General features: G+C 55.1%; 13 protein-coding genes and 7 tRNA genes. 18 read left to right on the forward strand and 2 right to left on the reverse strand.

Annotation, left to right across the window (positions count from 1 at the left end; translation table 11 throughout):
- Positions 1–35: 35 nt before the first annotated feature.
- A complete protein-coding gene (gene nagE / locus M8318_RS19385) occupies positions 36–2,057 on the reverse strand; it encodes an N-acetylglucosamine-specific PTS transporter subunit IIBC (RefSeq protein WP_262664044.1) in 2,022 nt (673 codons plus the stop codon).
- A gap of 324 nt (positions 2,058–2,381) precedes the next feature.
- On the opposite strand from nagE, the gene nagB reads away from it, so the two are divergent.
- The 12 genes from nagB to M8318_RS19445 all read left to right on the forward strand — a co-directional run bounded on the left by nagB (position 2,382) and on the right by M8318_RS19445 (position 9,258).
- Entirely contained in the window at positions 2,382–3,182 is an 801-nt protein-coding gene (nagB, locus tag M8318_RS19390) for a glucosamine-6-phosphate deaminase (RefSeq protein ID WP_106992348.1), read from the forward strand.
- A gap of 55 nt (positions 3,183–3,237) precedes the next feature.
- On the forward strand, positions 3,238–4,386 hold the full coding sequence (nagA, locus tag M8318_RS19395) for an N-acetylglucosamine-6-phosphate deacetylase (protein ID WP_262664045.1): 1,149 nt from the start codon (positions 3,238–3,240) through the stop codon (positions 4,384–4,386).
- 8 nt (positions 4,387–4,394) lie between these two features.
- Positions 4,395–5,615: a DNA-binding transcriptional regulator NagC gene (gene nagC / locus M8318_RS19400; RefSeq protein WP_262664046.1), complete on the forward strand. Its 1,221-nt coding sequence runs from the start codon at positions 4,395–4,397 to the stop codon at positions 5,613–5,615.
- Positions 5,616–5,661: 46 nt separating this feature from the next.
- Positions 5,662–6,414, forward strand: a complete 753-nt coding sequence (locus tag M8318_RS19405; protein ID WP_262664047.1) for an HAD-IIA family hydrolase — start codon at positions 5,662–5,664, stop codon at positions 6,412–6,414.
- A gap of 250 nt (positions 6,415–6,664) precedes the next feature.
- The gene (gene asnB, locus M8318_RS19410; protein WP_262664048.1) at positions 6,665–8,329 is read left to right on the forward strand and encodes an asparagine synthase B; all 1,665 of its coding nucleotides are present in this window, start codon (positions 6,665–6,667) and stop codon (positions 8,327–8,329) included.
- A gap of 226 nt (positions 8,330–8,555) precedes the next feature.
- Positions 8,556–8,632 (forward strand) — tRNA-Met (locus M8318_RS19415).
- Between the two features lie 8 nt (positions 8,633–8,640).
- Positions 8,641–8,725, forward strand: a tRNA-Leu gene (locus M8318_RS19420).
- A gap of 23 nt (positions 8,726–8,748) precedes the next feature.
- Positions 8,749–8,823 (forward strand) — tRNA-Gln (locus M8318_RS19425).
- A 33-nt stretch (positions 8,824–8,856) separates the two neighbouring features.
- Positions 8,857–8,931 (forward strand) — tRNA-Gln (locus M8318_RS19430).
- A gap of 17 nt (positions 8,932–8,948) precedes the next feature.
- Positions 8,949–9,025 (forward strand) — tRNA-Met (locus M8318_RS19435).
- Between the two features lie 44 nt (positions 9,026–9,069).
- A tRNA-Gln gene (locus M8318_RS19440) sits at positions 9,070–9,144 on the forward strand.
- Positions 9,145–9,183: 39 nt separating this feature from the next.
- A tRNA-Gln gene (locus M8318_RS19445) sits at positions 9,184–9,258 on the forward strand.
- A 97-nt stretch (positions 9,259–9,355) separates the two neighbouring features.
- Here M8318_RS19445 and ubiF read toward each other — a convergent pair.
- Positions 9,356–10,531 (reverse strand): 3-demethoxyubiquinol 3-hydroxylase, encoded by a 1,176-nt coding sequence (gene ubiF / locus M8318_RS19450; RefSeq protein WP_262664049.1) that lies wholly within the window; start codon positions 10,529–10,531, stop codon positions 9,356–9,358.
- A gap of 135 nt (positions 10,532–10,666) precedes the next feature.
- Here ubiF and miaB point away from each other — a divergent pair, with 135 nt between their 5' ends.
- The 6 genes from miaB (at position 10,667) to M8318_RS19480 (ending at position 17,591) form a co-directional block, all read left to right on the forward strand.
- Complete coding sequence (gene miaB, locus M8318_RS19455; RefSeq protein WP_166181863.1) at positions 10,667–12,097, forward strand: tRNA (N6-isopentenyl adenosine(37)-C2)-methylthiotransferase MiaB; 1,431 nt, start codon at positions 10,667–10,669, stop codon at positions 12,095–12,097.
- A 151-nt stretch (positions 12,098–12,248) separates the two neighbouring features.
- Positions 12,249–13,295, forward strand: coding sequence for a PhoH family protein (locus M8318_RS19460; RefSeq protein ID WP_262664050.1), 1,047 nt, complete (start codon positions 12,249–12,251; stop codon positions 13,293–13,295).
- Positions 13,292–13,759 (forward strand): rRNA maturation RNase YbeY, encoded by a 468-nt coding sequence (gene ybeY, locus M8318_RS19465; protein WP_262664051.1) that lies wholly within the window; start codon positions 13,292–13,294, stop codon positions 13,757–13,759. Before M8318_RS19460 ends, ybeY begins: the two co-directional genes overlap by 4 nt.
- Before the next feature lie 104 nt (positions 13,760–13,863).
- Positions 13,864–14,742, forward strand: a complete 879-nt coding sequence (gene corC / locus M8318_RS19470; RefSeq protein WP_262664052.1) for a CNNM family magnesium/cobalt transport protein CorC — start codon at positions 13,864–13,866, stop codon at positions 14,740–14,742.
- 5 nt (positions 14,743–14,747) lie between these two features.
- Positions 14,748–16,286: an apolipoprotein N-acyltransferase gene (gene lnt / locus M8318_RS19475; RefSeq protein ID WP_262664053.1), complete on the forward strand. Its 1,539-nt coding sequence runs from the start codon at positions 14,748–14,750 to the stop codon at positions 16,284–16,286.
- A gap of 396 nt (positions 16,287–16,682) precedes the next feature.
- Positions 16,683–17,591, forward strand: a complete 909-nt coding sequence (locus tag M8318_RS19480) for an amino acid ABC transporter substrate-binding protein (protein WP_262664054.1) — start codon at positions 16,683–16,685, stop codon at positions 17,589–17,591.
- The last annotated feature ends 149 nt before the right edge of the window (positions 17,592–17,740 follow it).

The following is a 17,740-nucleotide window of genomic DNA, read 5'->3' on the forward strand; positions in this document are numbered from 1 at the left end:
CCGCCGCTCAGGCATTAACGCTAACTCAGGAGCACTTATTTGCCTTTAATTTCATACAGTGGTGTCTGACCGGCAACAACCTGACCCTGCGCCTTGATGACCAGGCCGCTGAAGTCGTCGATGTTGCTGCAGACAACCGGGCTGATCATGGAGCGCGCATTGGCATTCAGGAAATCGAGATCCATTTCCAGCACCGGCTGACCGGCAACCACTTCGGCACCCTCTTCAACCAGGCGCTTGAAGCCCTGACCACCCAGCGCCACGGTATCGATACCCATGTGGACCACGATCTCCGCGCCTTTCTCCGTTTCCAGGCAGAACGCATGGTTGGTGTTAAAGATTTTGACGATAGTACCGGCTGCCGGGGAGACCACAGTTTTATCCGTTGGTTTCACCGCCACACCATCGCCCACCGCTTTGCTGGCGAAGGCTTCATCAGGCACCTGCTCCAGGGCAACCACGTCACCGGTCACTGGCGAAACCAGCGCAGCGATGGTGGTGGTATTGGCAACAGCCTGTGGCTTAACGGCGGCAGGTGCAGCCGCTGGGGCAGAGGTCGCTTCAGCAGCGGCAACCGGGCCGGTAGTTTTCATTGCGTTAGCGATTTTCTCAGCCACGAAGCCGACGATGATCTGCACGCTGGTTTTGTTCAGGCGGATAACGCCAGAAGCACCCAGGCGTTTCGCCATCGCTTCGTTAACCAGAGAAGAGTCTTTCACGTTCAGACGCAGACGGGTGATGCAGGCATCAATACCGGTCAGGTTGTCGGAACCGCCGACTGCCGCGATGTACTGACGCGCCAGACCGGAAACGTCTTCCGTCCCGGTGCCGCTCACGTTCACATCCTGACCATCCGCTTCGCTACCGGCAACCGCCAGCTCACGACCCGGGGTCATCAGGTTAAATTTGGTGATGGTGAAGCGGAACACCACGTAGTAGATAGCGAAGAACACCAGACCTTGTGGGATCAGCATGTACCAGTGTGTTGCCAGTGGGTTACGTACCCAAAGCATCATATCCACCAGACCTGCACTGAAACCAAAGCCTGAAATCCAATGCATACTTGCCGCGATAAACACCGAAATACCGGTGAGCACTGCGTGGATGAAGTACAGTACTGGCGCCACGAACATGAAGGAGAATTCCAGCGGCTCGGTGATACCGGTGAAGAAGGCCGCGAACGCCCCCGCCATCATAATACCCAGTACCTTCGCTTTATTCTCAGGACGCGCGCAGTGGTAGATAGCCAGCGCGGCACCCGGCAGACCGAACATCATAATTGGGAAGAAGCCCGCCTGGTAACGACCTGTAATACCGATTTCTGCTTTACCAGCGGCAATCGACTGTGCACCGCCAAGGAAGTTAGGGATATCGTTGATACCTGCCACGTCAAACCAGAATACGGAGTTCAGGGCGTGGTGCAGACCGACCGGGATCAGCAGACGGTTGAAGAACGCATACACGCCCGCACCTACGGAACCCAGCTTCTGGATGTGCTCGCCGAAGTTCACCAGACCGTCGAAGATCATCGGCCAGATGTACATCAGAATGAAGGCCACAGCGATCATCACGAAGGAGGTCAGGATCGGCACCAGACGACGACCGCTGAAGAAGGAGAGTGCTTTTGGCAACTCAACGCTACTGAAGCGGTTATACAGTTCAGCGGAGATGATACCCACCAGGATACCCACGAACTGGTTGTTGATCTTACCGAACGCTGCCGGAACCTGGTCCGCAGGGATCTTCTGAATCATCGACACCGCAGCCGGGGAGCAGAGCGTGGTCAACACCAGGAAGCCCACAAAGCCGGTTAGTGCCGCAGCACCGTCTTTATCTTTGGACATACCATAAGCCACACCGATGGCGAACAGTACGGACATGTTATCGATAATGGCGGCGCCCGATTTGATTAACAAAGCAGCCAGGGCGTTATCGCCACCCCAACTTACCGGGTCAATCCAGTAACCGACACCCATCAATATTGCTGCTGCTGGCAGCGTGGCGACCGGCACCATTAAGGCGCGACCAACCTTTTGTAAATAACCTAAAATGCTCAATTTATTCCCCCTATGAGACCCCGTTAACGGTGTGTTCTCAGCTGTGTTTTTATTGTGTCACTAACTTATACATACAGTTGATGATTCACTGGCTGATTGAGTGTGTGGAAAATTAATTCGTATCGCAAATTAAAAGCGTACTTTTTGTGAGTTTTGTCACCAAATATTGTTTATCACCCTCCCCTCTACTGGCAAACTGCCAAAACTTATTTTATGATACGAAAAATCAAGACGTATTGCCCCCTCTCGGTGTGAACCAGGTTAGTCTTACTCATACCCGGACAAGCAATCCGCCAACTTTTATGAAAACTTCAGAGGTGAATAATGAGACTGATCCCCCTGGCAACTGCAGAACAAGTCGGTAAATGGGCTGCCCGCCATATCGTAAATCGTATCAATGCGTTCAAACCGACTGCCGATCGTCCTTTTGTACTCGGCCTGCCGACCGGTGGCACACCTCTTACCGCCTATAAAGCATTGGTTGAGATGCATAAATCGGGCCAGGTAAGTTTTGAGCATGTTGTCACCTTCAACATGGATGAGTACGTTGGTCTGCCAAAAGATCATCCGGAAAGCTACCATAGCTTCATGCACCGTAACTTCTTTGATCACATTGATATTCAGCCGGGAAATATTAACCTGCTGGATGGCAATGCGCCGGATATTGACGCTGAATGCCGTCATTATGAAGAAAAAATCCGCGCGTACGGCAAAATTCATCTGTTCATGGGTGGCGTAGGCAACGACGGTCATATCGCGTTTAACGAACCGGCCTCTTCTCTGGCGTCCCGTACCCGTATCAAAACCCTGACCCATGACACCCGTGTGGCAAACTCCCGTTTCTTTGATGGCGACGTGAACCAGGTGCCAAAATACGCCCTGACCGTTGGCGTGGGTACCCTGCTGGATGCGGAAGAAGTGATGATTCTGGTGCTGGGCGGCGTGAAAGCGCAGGCGCTGCAGGCCGCGGTTGAAGGCAACGTCAACCACATGTGGACCATCAGCTGCCTGCAGCTGCATCCAAAAGCAGTAGTGGTGTGCGATGAGCCGTCCACCATGGAACTGAAAGTGAAGACGCTGAAATACTTCAACGAATTAGAAGCAGAAAACATCAAAGGTCTGTAATGTACGCCGCCTCTGTTCTCAGGGGCGGGATGCTATTTTTATACCGGGGGTCGTTATGTACGCTTTAACCCACGGTCGGATTTATACCGGCCATGAAATTCTGGATGACCATGCGATTGTGATCGCAAATGGCCTGATTGAACGTGTCTGCCCACTGGCCGAGCTGCCGGCGGAAATAGAACAACGCTCGCTCAATGGGGCAGTCATCTCCCCCGGTTTTATCGACGTACAGCTTAACGGCTGTGGCGGCGTGCAGTTCAATGATACAGCGGACGCCGTCACGGTTGAGACGCTGGAGGTTATGCAGCGCGCTAACGAAAGATCGGGCTGCACCAGCTACCTGCCGACGCTGATCACCACCAGCGACGATCTGATGAAACAGGGCATTCGCGTGATGCGTGAATACCTGACGAAATATCCGCACCAGGCGCTGGGCCTGCACCTTGAAGGCCCGTGGCTGAATATCGTCAAGAAAGGCACCCATAACCCGAGCTTTGTGCGTAAACCTGACGACGAGCTGGTCGATTTCATGTGTGCCAACGCGGATGTGATCACCAAAGTGACCCTGGCGCCAGAGATGGTTGACCCGGACGTCATTCGCAAGCTGGCGGGCGCAGGCATTATTGTCTCTGCCGGACACTCCAACGCCACGCTGAAAGAGGCCAAAGTCGGCTTCCGCGCTGGCATCACCTTCGCTACCCATCTGTATAACGCCATGCCGTACATCACCGGGCGCGAACCAGGTCTGGCCGGGGCGATCTTCGATGAGCCGGACGTCTACTGCGGCATCATTGCCGACGGGTTACACGTCGACTATGCCAACGTGCGTAACGCCAAACGCCTGAAAGGCGACAAGCTGTGCCTGGTTACCGATGCCACCGCACCGGCAGGGGCAAATATTGAACAGTTCATTTTTGCTGGTAAAACAATATACTACCGGAATGGACTCTGTGTGGATGAGAACGGAACCTTAAGCGGTTCGGCTCTGACCATGATCGAAGGCGTGCGCAATCTGGTGGAACATTGCAGCATTGCCCTGGATGAAGTGCTGCGTATGGCAACCCTTTATCCGGCACGCGCGATTGGTATGGACAAGCAGCTGGGCAGCATTGCCCCGGGCATGGTGGCTAACCTCACCGCATTCACACACGATTATAAAATCATCAAGACCATCGTTAATGGTAACGAGGTCGTCACAGAGTAAGTAAACGTATGACACCTGGCGGACAAGCTCAAATTGGTAACGTTGATCTGGTAAAGCAGCTGAACAGTGCTGCGGTATATCGACTGATCGACCAGCATGGACCCATCTCGCGGATCCAGATTGCAGAACAGAGCCAGCTTGCCCCCGCCAGCGTGACGAAAATTACCCGCCAGCTTATTGAGCGCGGGCTGATCAAAGAAGTGGATCAGCAGGCCTCCACCGGGGGCCGTCGCGCTATCTCGATTGTTACCGAAACCCGCAATTTTCACGCTATCGGCGTGCGCCTTGGGCGTCACGACGCCACCCTGACGCTGTACGATCTGAGCAGCAAAGCGGTTGCTGAAGAGCACTACGCTCTGCCGGAACGCACGCAAGAGACGCTTGAGCACGCCCTGCTCAACGCCATTGAGCTGTTTATCGAATCCTGCCAGCGCAAAATTCGCGAGCTTATCGCCATCTCGGTGATCCTGCCCGGGCTTGTCGACCCCGAAAGCGGCGTGATCCGCTATATGCCGCATATTCAGGTCGAAAACTGGGGGCTGATCGACGCCCTCGAAAAACGGTTCGCCGTGACCTGTTTTGTGGGTCACGATATCCGTAGCCTGGCGCTGGCTGAGCACTACTTTGGTGCGAGCCAGGACTGTGAAGACTCTATCCTGGTGCGCGTTCACCGTGGTACAGGGGCCGGGATCATCTCCAACGGACGCATTTTTATTGGCCGGAACGGCAACGTCGGCGAGATAGGCCACATTCAGGTCGATCCGCTGGGCGAGCGCTGCCACTGCGGCAACTTTGGCTGTCTGGAAACGGTGGCCGCCAACGCTGCCATCGAGCAGCGTGTGCGTCATCTGCTGGAGCAGGGCTACCAGAGCCGCGTTACCCTGGACGACTGTAAAATCAATGCCATCTGTAAAGCCGCCAATAAAGGCGACGCGCTGGCCAGCGAAGTGATCGAACAGGTTGGCCGCCACCTTGGCAAAACTATCGCCATCGCCATCAACCTGTTTAACCCACAAAAAGTGGTGATCGCGGGCGAAATTACCGAAGCCGAAAAAGTGCTGCTGCCCGCCATCGAGGGGTGCATCAATACCCAGGCACTTAAGGCGTTTCGTCAGAATCTGCCCGTGGTACGCTCCGCGCTGAACGACCGGTCGGCGATTGGCGCCTTTGCGCTGGTAAAACGCGCCATGCTTAACGGTATCCTGTTGCAGCGTTTGCTGGAAAGCTGACAGCGTTTTATAGTGTCGCCTTCTTTTTTTTGATGTCGGGAAGTCCATGACCATTAAGAATGTTATTTGTGATATCGACGGCGTGCTGATGCACGACAACGTTGCCGTGCCGGGTGCGGCCGAATTTCTTAACCGCATCATGGAACAAGGCATGCCGCTGGTGCTGCTCACCAACTTCCCGTCGCAAACCGGGCAGGATCTGGCGAACCGTTTTGCGACTGCCGGTATCGATGTGCCCGACAGCGTCTTCTACACCTCGGCAATGGCTACCGCCGATTTTCTGAAGCGTCAGGAAGGCAAAAAAGCTTATGTAGTGGGCGAAGGCGCGCTGATCCATGAGTTATATAAAGCAGGCTTCACCATCACCGACGTCAATCCCGACTTTGTTATCGTGGGTGAAACGCGCTCCTATAACTGGGAGATGATGCATAAGGCGGCATTCTTCGTCGCCAGCGGCGCCCGCTTTATCGCCACCAACCCGGATACCCACGGCCGCGGCTTTTACCCGGCCTGTGGTGCGCTTTGCGCCGGTATTGAGAAGATGACCGGCCGCACGCCGTTTTACGTCGGTAAACCCAGCCCGTGGATTATTCGCGCAGCCCTCAACAAGATGCAGGCCCACTCGGAAGATACGGTGATCGTGGGCGACAATCTGCGCACCGATATTCTGGCGGGCTTCCAGGCGGGTCTGGAGACCATTCTGGTGCTGTCGGGGGTATCGACCCTTGATGATATTGATTCGATGCCGTTCCGGCCGAGCTGGATTTACCCCTCGGTCGCGGAAATCGATATTCTGTAACCCGAAACCACGTCCCCGGACGTGGTTTTTTCATTTTGTGGCGGCAAAAACAGCGTCGCGTCTAACTAAAATCGATATTCATTCAATAATCCTCAATAAATGTGTCCAGCCTGTACGCTTTTTTCAACATTCGGCAATGACCGTTGCACTTTTTCTCTTTTACCCTGCAAAACGCTTGCCGCTCCTCCCCTTTTGCGGCATTTTCATAAGCAAGCAACATCACACTGCAACAGGGTTAATGGAGAAGGTTATGTGTTCAATTTTCGGCGTACTGGATATTAAAACTGACGCAGGCGAACTGCGTAAAAAAGCACTGGAGTTATCCCGTCTGATGCGCCACCGCGGCCCGGACTGGTCCGGTGTATACGCCAGCGACAAAGCAATTCTGTCCCATGAACGTCTGTCGATTGTGGACGTCAACGCCGGTGCCCAGCCGCTGTATAACGAGAAGAAAACCCATGCCCTGGCGGTCAACGGTGAGATCTACAACCACCAGGCACTGCGCGCAGAATATGGCGACCGCTATGCCTTCCAGACCGGTTCTGACTGTGAAGTGATCCTCGCCCTGTACCAGGAAAAAGGCCCGGAATTCCTCGATGAGCTGCAGGGGATGTTTGCCTTTGTCCTCTACGACAGCGAAAAAGATGCGTATCTGATTGGCCGTGACCACATCGGGATCATCCCGCTGTATATGGGTCATGACGAATTCGGCAACTTCTATGTGGCCTCAGAGATGAAAGCTCTGGTGCCGGTATGCCGCACCATTAAAGAGTTCCCGGCAGGCAGCTTCCTGTGGAGCAAAGATGGCGAGATCCGCTCTTACTATCAACGCGACTGGTTCGATTACGATGCCGTTAAAGACAACGTTACCGACAAAGCGGAGCTGACTCAGGCCCTGGAAGAGGCGGTAAAAAGCCACCTGATGTCAGACGTGCCTTATGGCGTGCTGCTCTCCGGTGGTCTGGACTCCTCTGTTATCTCGGCGATCACCAAAAAATATGCGGCGCGTCGCGTGGAAGATCAGGAGCGCTCCGAAGCCTGGTGGCCGCAGCTGCACTCCTTCGCTGTCGGTCTGGAAGGATCTCCAGATCTGAAAGCCGCGCAGGAAGTGGCCAACCACCTCGGCACCGTGCACCATGAGATCCACTTTACGGTGCAGGAAGGGCTGGATGCGATCCGTGACGTGATCTATCACATTGAAACTTATGACGTGACGACTATCCGCGCCTCCACGCCGATGTACCTGATGTCGCGTAAAATCAAAGCGATGGGCATCAAGATGGTGCTGTCCGGTGAAGGCTCTGACGAAGTATTCGGCGGCTACCTTTACTTCCACAAAGCGCCGAACGCCAAAGAGCTGCACGAAGAGACGGTACGTAAGCTGCAGGCACTGCACATGTTTGACTGCGCCCGTGCCAACAAAGCGATGTCTGCCTGGGGCGTGGAAGCGCGCGTACCGTTCCTGGATAAGAAATTCCTCGACGTGGCCATGCGTATCAACCCGCAGGATAAGTTGTGCGGCAACGGCAAGATGGAAAAACATGTCCTGCGCGAATGTTTTGAATCTTACCTGCCGGCAAGCGTGGCATGGCGTCAGAAAGAGCAGTTCTCTGACGGCGTAGGTTATAGCTGGATCGACACCCTGAAAGAGGTGGCTGCGAAGCAAGTTTCCGATCAACAACTGGAAACCGCCAGCTTCCGCTTCCCGTACAACACGCCGGGTTCGAAAGAAGCCTATCTGTACCGTGAGATCTTCGAAGAGCTGTTCCCGCTGCCAAGCGCAGCAGAGTGTGTCCCGGGTGGCCCTTCCGTTGCCTGCTCCTCTGCAAAAGCCATTGAGTGGGATGAAGCATTCAAAACCATGAACGATCCATCAGGTCGTGCCGTGGGTGTACACCAGTCTGCTTATAAATAAACAAAAAGCGTCACTATGAGGCCCTGCGGGGCCTCTTTTTTTGCCTCGCGTTTTGCTGGACAAAAACGATTAATAACCAATAATTGCCGAATATTCGGCCACGCTGTTCGCAACCTAACCAAACAGTCACATTCCAGACATTTTCGTTGAAAAAGGTGTTGACGCTGCAAGGGTCTATACGCATAATGCGCCCCGCAACGCCGATAAGGTAACGCGAAAAAAAGATGGCTACGTAGCTCAGTTGGTTAGAGCACATCACTCATAATGATGGGGTCACAGGTTCGAATCCCGTCGTAGCCACCATCTTTTTTGCGGGAGTGGCGAAATTGGTAGACGCACCAGATTTAGGTTCTGGCGCCGCAAGGTGTGCGAGTTCAAGTCTCGCCTCCCGCACCATTCCCATAAAAGCGTTGCACGGATGGGGTATCGCCAAGCGGTAAGGCACCGGTTTTTGATACCGGCATTCCCTGGTTCGAATCCAGGTACCCCAGCCATATTTCTTCGATTTTGCGGTTCTCCGCGGTTATTGGGGTATCGCCAAGCGGTAAGGCACCGGTTTTTGATACCGGCATTCCCTGGTTCGAATCCAGGTACCCCAGCCATCGAAGAAAGCAGTACTGGCTACGTAGCTCAGTTGGTTAGAGCACATCACTCATAATGATGGGGTCACAGGTTCGAATCCCGTCGTAGCCACCATATTAGTAAGTTATCGATTCTGTCGGTAAACTAAAAAAAATTGTTGGGGTATCGCCAAGCGGTAAGGCTCTGGTTTCTGATACCAGCATTCCGAGGTTCGAATCCTCGTACCCCAGCCAATTTAAAAAAGTCGTTAGATGTTTATTGTTTAACGCAATTGGGGTGTCGCCAAGCGGTAAGGCACTGGTTTCTGATACCAGCATTCCGGGGTTCGAATCCCTGCACCCCAGCCACACTAAAAAAGCTCGCTTCGGCGAGCTTTTTGCTTTTCTACGTTTCCAGAATGTAAATGCCGGGTGGCGGCTTCGCCCTACCCGGCCTACAAGACCTTTAGAGCCCTAAGGCGTACTTCAGCGCCTGACGTTTCAGCCCGCCGGCGCGCTGCGCCGCCATTAATCCCACATTACGCAGCACGCGTAGCGGTCCCAGATCGTTGCTGAACCCGGCGTAAAACAGATCCATCCCCGATTGCATAATGAAGTTGTCCGCCATGCGTCGGGTCTGATACCGCTTAAGCACCTGATGGCTGGCCCAGGCTTCACCGTGGTTACGGGCACTGGAGAGGACATCTATCAACGCGTCGACATCGCGATAACCAAGATTAACGCCCTGCCCTGCCAGCGGATGAATGGTGTGCGCCGCGTCACCCACCAGTGCCAACCCTTCCTGCGCATACTGCAGCGCATGACGGCGCGTCAGCGGGAAGGCCCCGGCAGCGACCGGCTTGACGGCCCCAAGACGCGCCGGGAAATGGTGGGCGATTTCGCGCTGCAATTGCTCCATCGACAGCCCCTGCAACTGGCGAATGCGCGCCGGGGTGTCGTACCACACCAGTGACGCCCAGTTGTCGAACAACGGTAAAAAGGCGTGCGGACCATTCGGAGTAAAATGCTGCCAGGTGCTGTCGCCCGGATCGTTCTCACAGGCAACGGTGATCAGCATGCAGGATTGTTGATACTGCCAGGCGTGAATGCCGATCCCGGCCAGCTCCCGTACCCGGGAATTGGCCCCGTCGGCGCCCACCAGCAGTTTCACCGCCAGCTGCTCACCGCTATCCAGTTCGATCAGATGCTGCTCGTTATGGCGGTGCACATGTTTGATCGACGCGGGGACGCGCAGCGTGACCTGGGGATGCGCCTCCAGCGCCTGCCAGAGCGCCTGCTGCAGAACCGTATTTTCCACCATATACCCCAGCAGTGGGAGTTTGAGCTCCGCGGCGTCAAACACCACATGGGCATTTTCCCACTCCCAGGTCTCAAGGCGGCGATAAGGGTGCGCGCGCATCGCCAGGATGGCATCCCACACGCCCAGCCCGCGGAGCAGATCGACCGAGGCGGCGCTGATGGCGGAGATGCGTACATCCGGTTGCTGAGAGGCGTCAAATGCAGGCGGCACCGCCTGTTCGATAACCGTTACCTCGAACCCGTGTTGCGCCAGCCCCAGCGCCAGCGCCCCGCCGACCATACCGCCGCCGACGATGGCGATCCCGGTTTGTTGGATAGTCATGGTCATTTGTCCTTATTTGAGAATCCCTTAAGTTTACCGGATTTTTTCGCCTTGAGTCCGGGAACCTTCATACTGGTCACAACCGCACCAAAGCATTACAATACGCGCCCTGCAATCCTGAGCACGAGCAAGTCGATGACAAAAAAACTCCATATAAAAACCTGGGGCTGTCAGATGAACGAGTACGATTCATCAAAGATGGCCGATCTGCTGGATGCCACCCATGGGTATCAACTCACCGACGTGGCGGAAGAGGCAGACGTGTTGCTGCTGAACACCTGCTCGATCCGTGAGAAGGCGCAGGAGAAAGTCTTTCACCAGCTCGGTCGCTGGAAGCTGATCAAGCAAAAACGACCGGACGTGATCATCGGCGTCGGCGGCTGTGTCGCCTCCCAGGAAGGCAAGCTGATCCGCCAGCGCGCGCATTATGTCGATATTATTTTTGGGCCGCAGACCCTGCACCGCCTGCCGGAGATGATTAACTCCGTACGCGGGACCGGCCAGCGCAAGGCGATCATCGACGTCAGCTTCCCGGAAATCGAAAAATTCGACCGTCTGCCGGAACCGCGCGCGGATGGCCCGACCGCCTTCGTCTCCATCATGGAAGGCTGCAACAAATACTGTACCTACTGCGTGGTGCCTTACACCCGCGGTGAGGAAGTCAGCCGTCCTTGTGACGATATCCTGTTCGAGATTGCTCAGCTGGCGGCGCAGGGCGTACGTGAAGTGAACCTGCTCGGGCAGAATGTGAACGCCTGGCGCGGCGAAAACTACGACGGCAGCACCGGCTCTTTTGCCGATCTGCTGCGTCTGGTGGCGGCCATCGACGGCATCGACCGTATTCGCTTCACCACCAGCCACCCGATTGAATTCACCGATGACATCATCGATGTCTACCGCGATACACCGGAGCTGGTGAGCTTCCTGCATCTGCCGATCCAGTGTGGTTCTGACCGCGTGCTGAACCTGATGGGCCGCACCCACACCGCCCTGGAATATAAAGCAATTATCCGCAAGCTGCGTGACGCGCGCCCGGATATTCAGATTAGCTCAGACTTTATCGTCGGCTTCCCGGGTGAAACGGACGAGGATTTCGAGCGCACCATGAAGGTGATTGGCGATGTGAATTTCGACGTGAGCTATAGCTTCATCTTCTCGGCCCGTCCGGGAACGCCTGCCGCCGATATGGTTGATGACGTACCGGATGAGGTGAAAAAGCAGCGTCTGTATATTCTGCAGGATCGCATTAACCAGCAGGCCAACGCCTGGAGCCGTCGGATGCTCGGCACCGTGCAGCGCGTACTGGTCGAAGGCACTTCACGTAAGAGCATCATGCAGCTCTCTGGCCGTACCGAGAACAACCGCGTGGTGAACTTCGAAGGGACGCCGGATCTGGTCGGTAAGTTCGTTGATATCGAGATCCTTGAAGTGCTGACCAACTCCCTGCGCGGCAAACTGGTGCGCACCGAAGAGGAAATGGGTCTGCGTATCGCCGAGTCACCCGAATCAGTGATCGCCCGTACCCGTAAAGAAAGCGATCTGGGCGTCGGCGTTTATCAGCCATAATGCCTGTGGCCTGCCATTTCTGGCAGGCCTTGTTTTCCCCTCTTCTCTCCCCCATATCCTTCGCAATGCTTGCGCCTTTATTCTCTGGCGTGAATACTTTCATAAGACAGACCCACTGCCTTATGGCATCCAGGACATTAAGAGGAACGGTTTGAATATAGATACACGTGAAATTACCCTTGAGCCAGCAGACAACGCTCGCCTGCTGAGCCTGTGCGGGCCGTTTGATGACAACATCAAACATCTGGAGCGACGTCTGGGTATCGAGATTAATCGTCGCGATAACCAGTTCAAACTCACCGGACGCGCCCTTTGCGTCAATGCCGCTGCGGATATCCTCCGTAGCCTGTACGTTGATACCGCCCCGATGCGCGGTGAAACTCAGGATATTGAGCCGGAACAGATCCATCTGGCGATCAAAGAGTCGCGGGTACTGGAGCAGAGCGCAGAGAGCGTGCCGGAGTTCGGCAAAGCTATCCACATTCAGACCAAGCGTGGCGTCATTAAACCGCGTACGCCAAACCAGGCGCAGTACATCGCCAACATCCTTGATCATGACATCACCTTCGGCGTCGGCCCGGCGGGTACGGGTAAAACTTACCTCGCAGTAGCCGCTGCCGTGGATGCCCTGGAACGCCAGGAGATTCGCCGTATTCTGCTCACCCGTCCGGCGGTTGAAGCGGGCGAGAAGCTGGGCTTCCTGCCAGGCGACCTGAGCCAGAAAGTCGATCCTTACCTGCGTCCGCTGTACGATGCGCTGTTTGAGATGCTCGGCTTTGAGAAGGTTGAAAAACTGATCGAACGTAACGTGATCGAAGTGGCTCCGCTGGCCTATATGCGTGGCCGTACGTTGAACGATGCGTTTATCATTCTGGATGAGAGCCAGAACACTACCATCGAACAGATGAAGATGTTCCTGACCCGTATTGGCTTTAACTCCAAAGCGGTGATCACCGGCGATATCACCCAGGTCGACCTGCCGCGCAGTACCAAATCGGGTCTGCGTCACGCCATTGAAGTCCTGTCCGAAGTGGACGAAATCAGCTTTAACTTCTTCCACAGCGAAGACGTGGTGCGTCACCCGGTGGTGGCCCGCATCGTCACGGCGTATGAAGCGTGGGAAGCAGCAGATCAAAAACGTAAAGCAGAACAGGCCGCGGAACGCAAACGCGAAGCCCAGGAGCAAGAGCAGAAATGAGTCAGGTGATCCTCGATTTACAGCAGGCCTGTGAAGACAATTCCGGCCTGCCGGAAGAGAGCCAGTTCCAGGCGTGGCTGAATGCCGTTATCCCTCAGTTTCAGGAAGAGTCAGAGGTGACGATTCGCCTGGTGGATGAAGCAGAAAGCCACGATCTGAACCTGACCTATCGCGGGAAAGATAAGCCGACCAACGTGCTCTCTTTCCCGTTTGAGGCGCCGCCGGGCATCGAACTGCCGCTGCTGGGTGACTTAATCATCTGTCGGCAGGTGGTTGAGCAGGAGGCAAAGGAGCAGCAAAAGCCGCTCGAAGCCCACTGGGCGCACATGGTGGTGCACGGGAGCCTGCATCTGCTGGGCTACGACCATATTGAAGATGAAGAAGCGGAAGAGATGGAGTCCCTCGAGACAGAGATAATGCTTGCTCTGGGCTATGAGGATCCGTACATTGCCGAGAAAGAGTAGTCTGTTCGGCGGTTATGCGCCGGGCTGACATAATGTGCCGTCGTGTCAGACCCAGGTCCGCGACGGCAGTTTTTAAATCAACAAGAGAACCCTTAACAAACGCCATGAGCGACGACAATTCACACAGTAGCGACACACCTAACAGCAAAAAGGGATTTTTCTCCCTCCTTCTGAGCCAGCTGTTCCACGGTGAACCTAAAAACCGTGACGATCTTCTGGAGCTGATCCGTGATTCCGGGCAGAACGAGCTTATCGACGAAGATACGCGCGAAATGCTCGAAGGGGTAATGGACATCGCCGACCAGCGCGTTCGCGATATCATGATCCCCCGCTCGCAGATGATTACCCTGAAACGCAACCAGAGCCTGGACGAGTGCATCGATGTGATTATCGAGTCTGCCCACTCGCGTTACCCGGTCATCAGCGAAGATAAAGATCACATCGAAGGGATTTTGATGGCCAAAGATCTGCTGCCGTTTATGCGCAGCGATGCCGAAGCCTTCAGCATGGAAAAAGTGTTACGCCAGGCGGTGGTTGTCCCGGAAAGTAAGCGGGTTGACCGTATGCTGAAAGAGTTTCGCTCTCAGCGCTACCACATGGCGATTGTTATCGATGAATTTGGCGGTGTTTCGGGTCTGGTCACCATCGAAGATATTCTTGAACTGATTGTTGGTGAAATCGAAGACGAATATGACGAAGAAGAGGATATCGACTTCCGTCAGCTGAGCCGCCACACCTGGACCGTGCGTGCGCTGGCTCCGATCGAAGATTTCAATGAGACCTTCGGGACCCACTTCAGCGATGAAGAGGTGGATACCATTGGCGGGCTGGTGATGCAGGCCTTTGGTCACCTTCCGGCGCGCGGTGAGACCGTGGAAATAGACGGTTACCAGTTCAAGGTCGCAATGGCCGACAGTCGACGTATTATTCAGGTTCATGTAAGAATGCCGGACGATGCTCCGCAACCCACACTGGATGATTGATTTAAATGGCATTTGCCCCACTGCTTGAACGCCAGCGCGTACGTCTGCTGCTGGCGCTAATCTTCGGAGCCAGCGGAACGCTGGCTTTTTCCCCTTATGACTTCTGGCCCGCCGCGCTCCTCTCCCTGATGGGACTGCAGGGGCTGACGCTGAACCGACGGCCCGTACAGGCCGCGGCGATTGGTTACGTCTGGGGGCTCGGCCTGTTTGGCTCCGGTATTAACTGGGTTTACGTCAGTATTGCGCAATTTGGCGGCATGCCGGGTCCGGTGAATGTCTTCCTCGTTGTGCTGCTGGCAGCTTATCTTTCGCTTTATACCGGCCTCTTCGCCGGGGTCCTCTCGCGCCTGTGGCCGAAAACCAGCTGGCTACGGGTGGCGATTGCCGCCCCGGTGGTCTGGCAGTGCAGCGAATTCCTGCGCGGCTGGGTGCTGACCGGTTTTCCCTGGCTGCAGTTCGGCTACAGCCAGATTGACGGCCCGCTGAAAGGTCTGGCGCCGGTGATGGGCGTCGAGGCGATCAACTTCCTGCTGATGGTGGTGAGCGGCCTGCTGGTACTGGCGCTGGTTCAGCGCAACTGGCGTCCGCTGGTAGCGGCGCTGATCCTCTTTGCCCTGCCTTTCCCGCTGCGTTATATCCAGTGGTTTACCCTTGAGCCGCAACGCGCCACCCAGGTATCGATGGTGCAGGGGAATATTCCCCAGTCGCTGAAGTGGGATGAAGGTCAACTGGTCAACACCCTGAAAATTTATCTGGATGCCACCCAGAAAGAGATGGGCAAATCCCAGTTAATTATCTGGCCAGAGTCGGCAATCCCGGATCTGGAGATTAACCAGCAGCGTTTCCTCGCCATGATGGACGATCTGCTCCGCGCCCGCGACACTACGCTCATCACCGGGATTGTGGATGCGCGTCTGAACAAGCAGAACCGTTACGACACTTACAACACCATCATAACGCTGGGAAAAGACAATCCGTACAGCTATGAGTCGACCAACCGCTACAACAAAAATCACCTGGTGCCTTTCGGTGAGTTTGTGCCGCTGGAGTCGATTCTGCGTCCGCTGGCGCCCTTCTTCGATCTGCCGATGTCCTCGTTTAGCCGGGGTCCGTATGTTCAGCCTCAGCTGAGCGCGCACGGCTTTTTGCTGACCGCCGCCATTTGCTACGAGATCATCCTCGGTGAGCAGGTGCGGGATAATTTCCGCCCGAACACCGACTACCTGCTGACCATTTCCAACGATGCCTGGTTCGGTAAGTCGATCGGCCCATGGCAGCACTTCCAGATGGCGCGGATGCGCTCCCTGGAGCTGGCGCGCCCCCTGCTGCGCAGCACCAACAACGGCATTACGGCGGTGATTGGTCCGCAGGGCGAAATTCAGGCCATGCTCCCGCAGTTTACCCGCGACGTACTGACCGCAAAGGTGACGCCGACGACAGGGTTAACGCCTTATGCCCGCACCGGCAACTGGCCGCTGTGGATCCTGACCGTGCTGTTCGGCTTTGGTGCCGTGCTGATGAGCCTTCGTCAGCGTCTTAAGTAATTCCCCTTCCTTTTTGCCCGGCAGCGCTACGCTTGCCGGGCCTACGTTTTTGTAGGCCGGGTAAGGCGCAGCCGCCACCCGGCAAATCCCTTTCTCCCTTAAATTCTGGCACGCCGATTGCTTTGTTTATTCACGCAAACGCGATTTGGCTTAACGTGCAACCCGGTCGCACCAGCACAGTTCACCGGTAGCACCGAAACGGTGCAACGGCAGATTTATGCCTCTGAATGGTGCGGCGCGCTTCGCAAAAATAAACAATAACGCAGCAAAATCTTTACATTAAGCCAGACTAAATGTTAACAAACACGTATAACACTGCACTCGTATCGCGCGAGCTATAACAACATCACACCGAATATCAATGCGCCCCTGTCGCTGATAAAAAAGGAGTTGGATATGCAATTACGTAAACTGGCCACAGCAATGCTGGTGATGGGATTGTCTGCAGGCGTCGTGCACGCCGAAGATGCTGCCCCGGCAGCGGGCGGCACCCTGGAAAAAATCGCAAAAAACGGCGTGATTGTGGTCGGCCACCGTGAATCCTCTGTTCCGTTCTCATACTACGACAACACGCAAAAAGTCGTGGGTTACTCTCAGGCTTACTCCAACGCCATCGTTGACGCGGTGAAGAAAAAGCTGAACAAACCGGATCTGGAAGTGAAGCTGATCCCAATCACTTCACAAAACCGTATTCCGCTGCTGCAAAACGGCACCTTTGATTTTGAGTGTGGCTCCACCACCAACAACCTTGAGCGTCAGAAACAGGCAGCCTTCTCCGATACCATCTTCGTGGTCGGTACCCGTCTGCTGACCAAAAAAGGCGGCGAGATCAAAGATTTCGACAACCTGAAAGGCAAAGCGGTGGTCGTCACCTCCGGTACCACCTCTGAAGTCCTGCTGCACAAGCTGAACGAAGAGAAGAAAATGGATATGCGCATCATCAGCGCCAAAGACCACGGTGACTCTTTCCGTACCCTGGAGAGCGGTCGCGCCGTCGCGTTTATGATGGATGATGCCCTGCTGGCTGGTGAACGTGCGAAGGCGAAGAAACCGGACAACTGGGAAATCGTCGGCACCGCGCAATCCAAAGAGGCCTATGGCTGCATGATGCGTAAAGACGACGCGGAATTTAAGAAACTGGTTGATGACACCATCGCTCAGGTTCAGACCTCCGGCGACGCAGAGAAATGGTTCGATAAGTGGTTTAAAAACCCAATTCCACCAAAAAATCTGAACATGAACTTTGAGCTGTCCGACGACATGAAAACACTGTTTAAAGAACCAAATGACAAAGCACTTAACTAATTAGAACCATTAAAGGGCGGGACCTCCTGCCCTCTCGATTGTCGGGAAGCGCGGACAGACTAAACGTTGAGTGGTCGTTCCCCACTCAGCGCGAAAATTAAAGCTTCTCACCAATCTTCGAGGGTAGCGCTGCTACCCTTTTTTTTCTG

Origin of the sequence: Leclercia tamurae (genome assembly GCF_025566055.1) — a bacterium.
GTDB classification, from domain to species: domain Bacteria; phylum Pseudomonadota; class Gammaproteobacteria; order Enterobacterales; family Enterobacteriaceae; genus Enterobacter; species Enterobacter tamurae.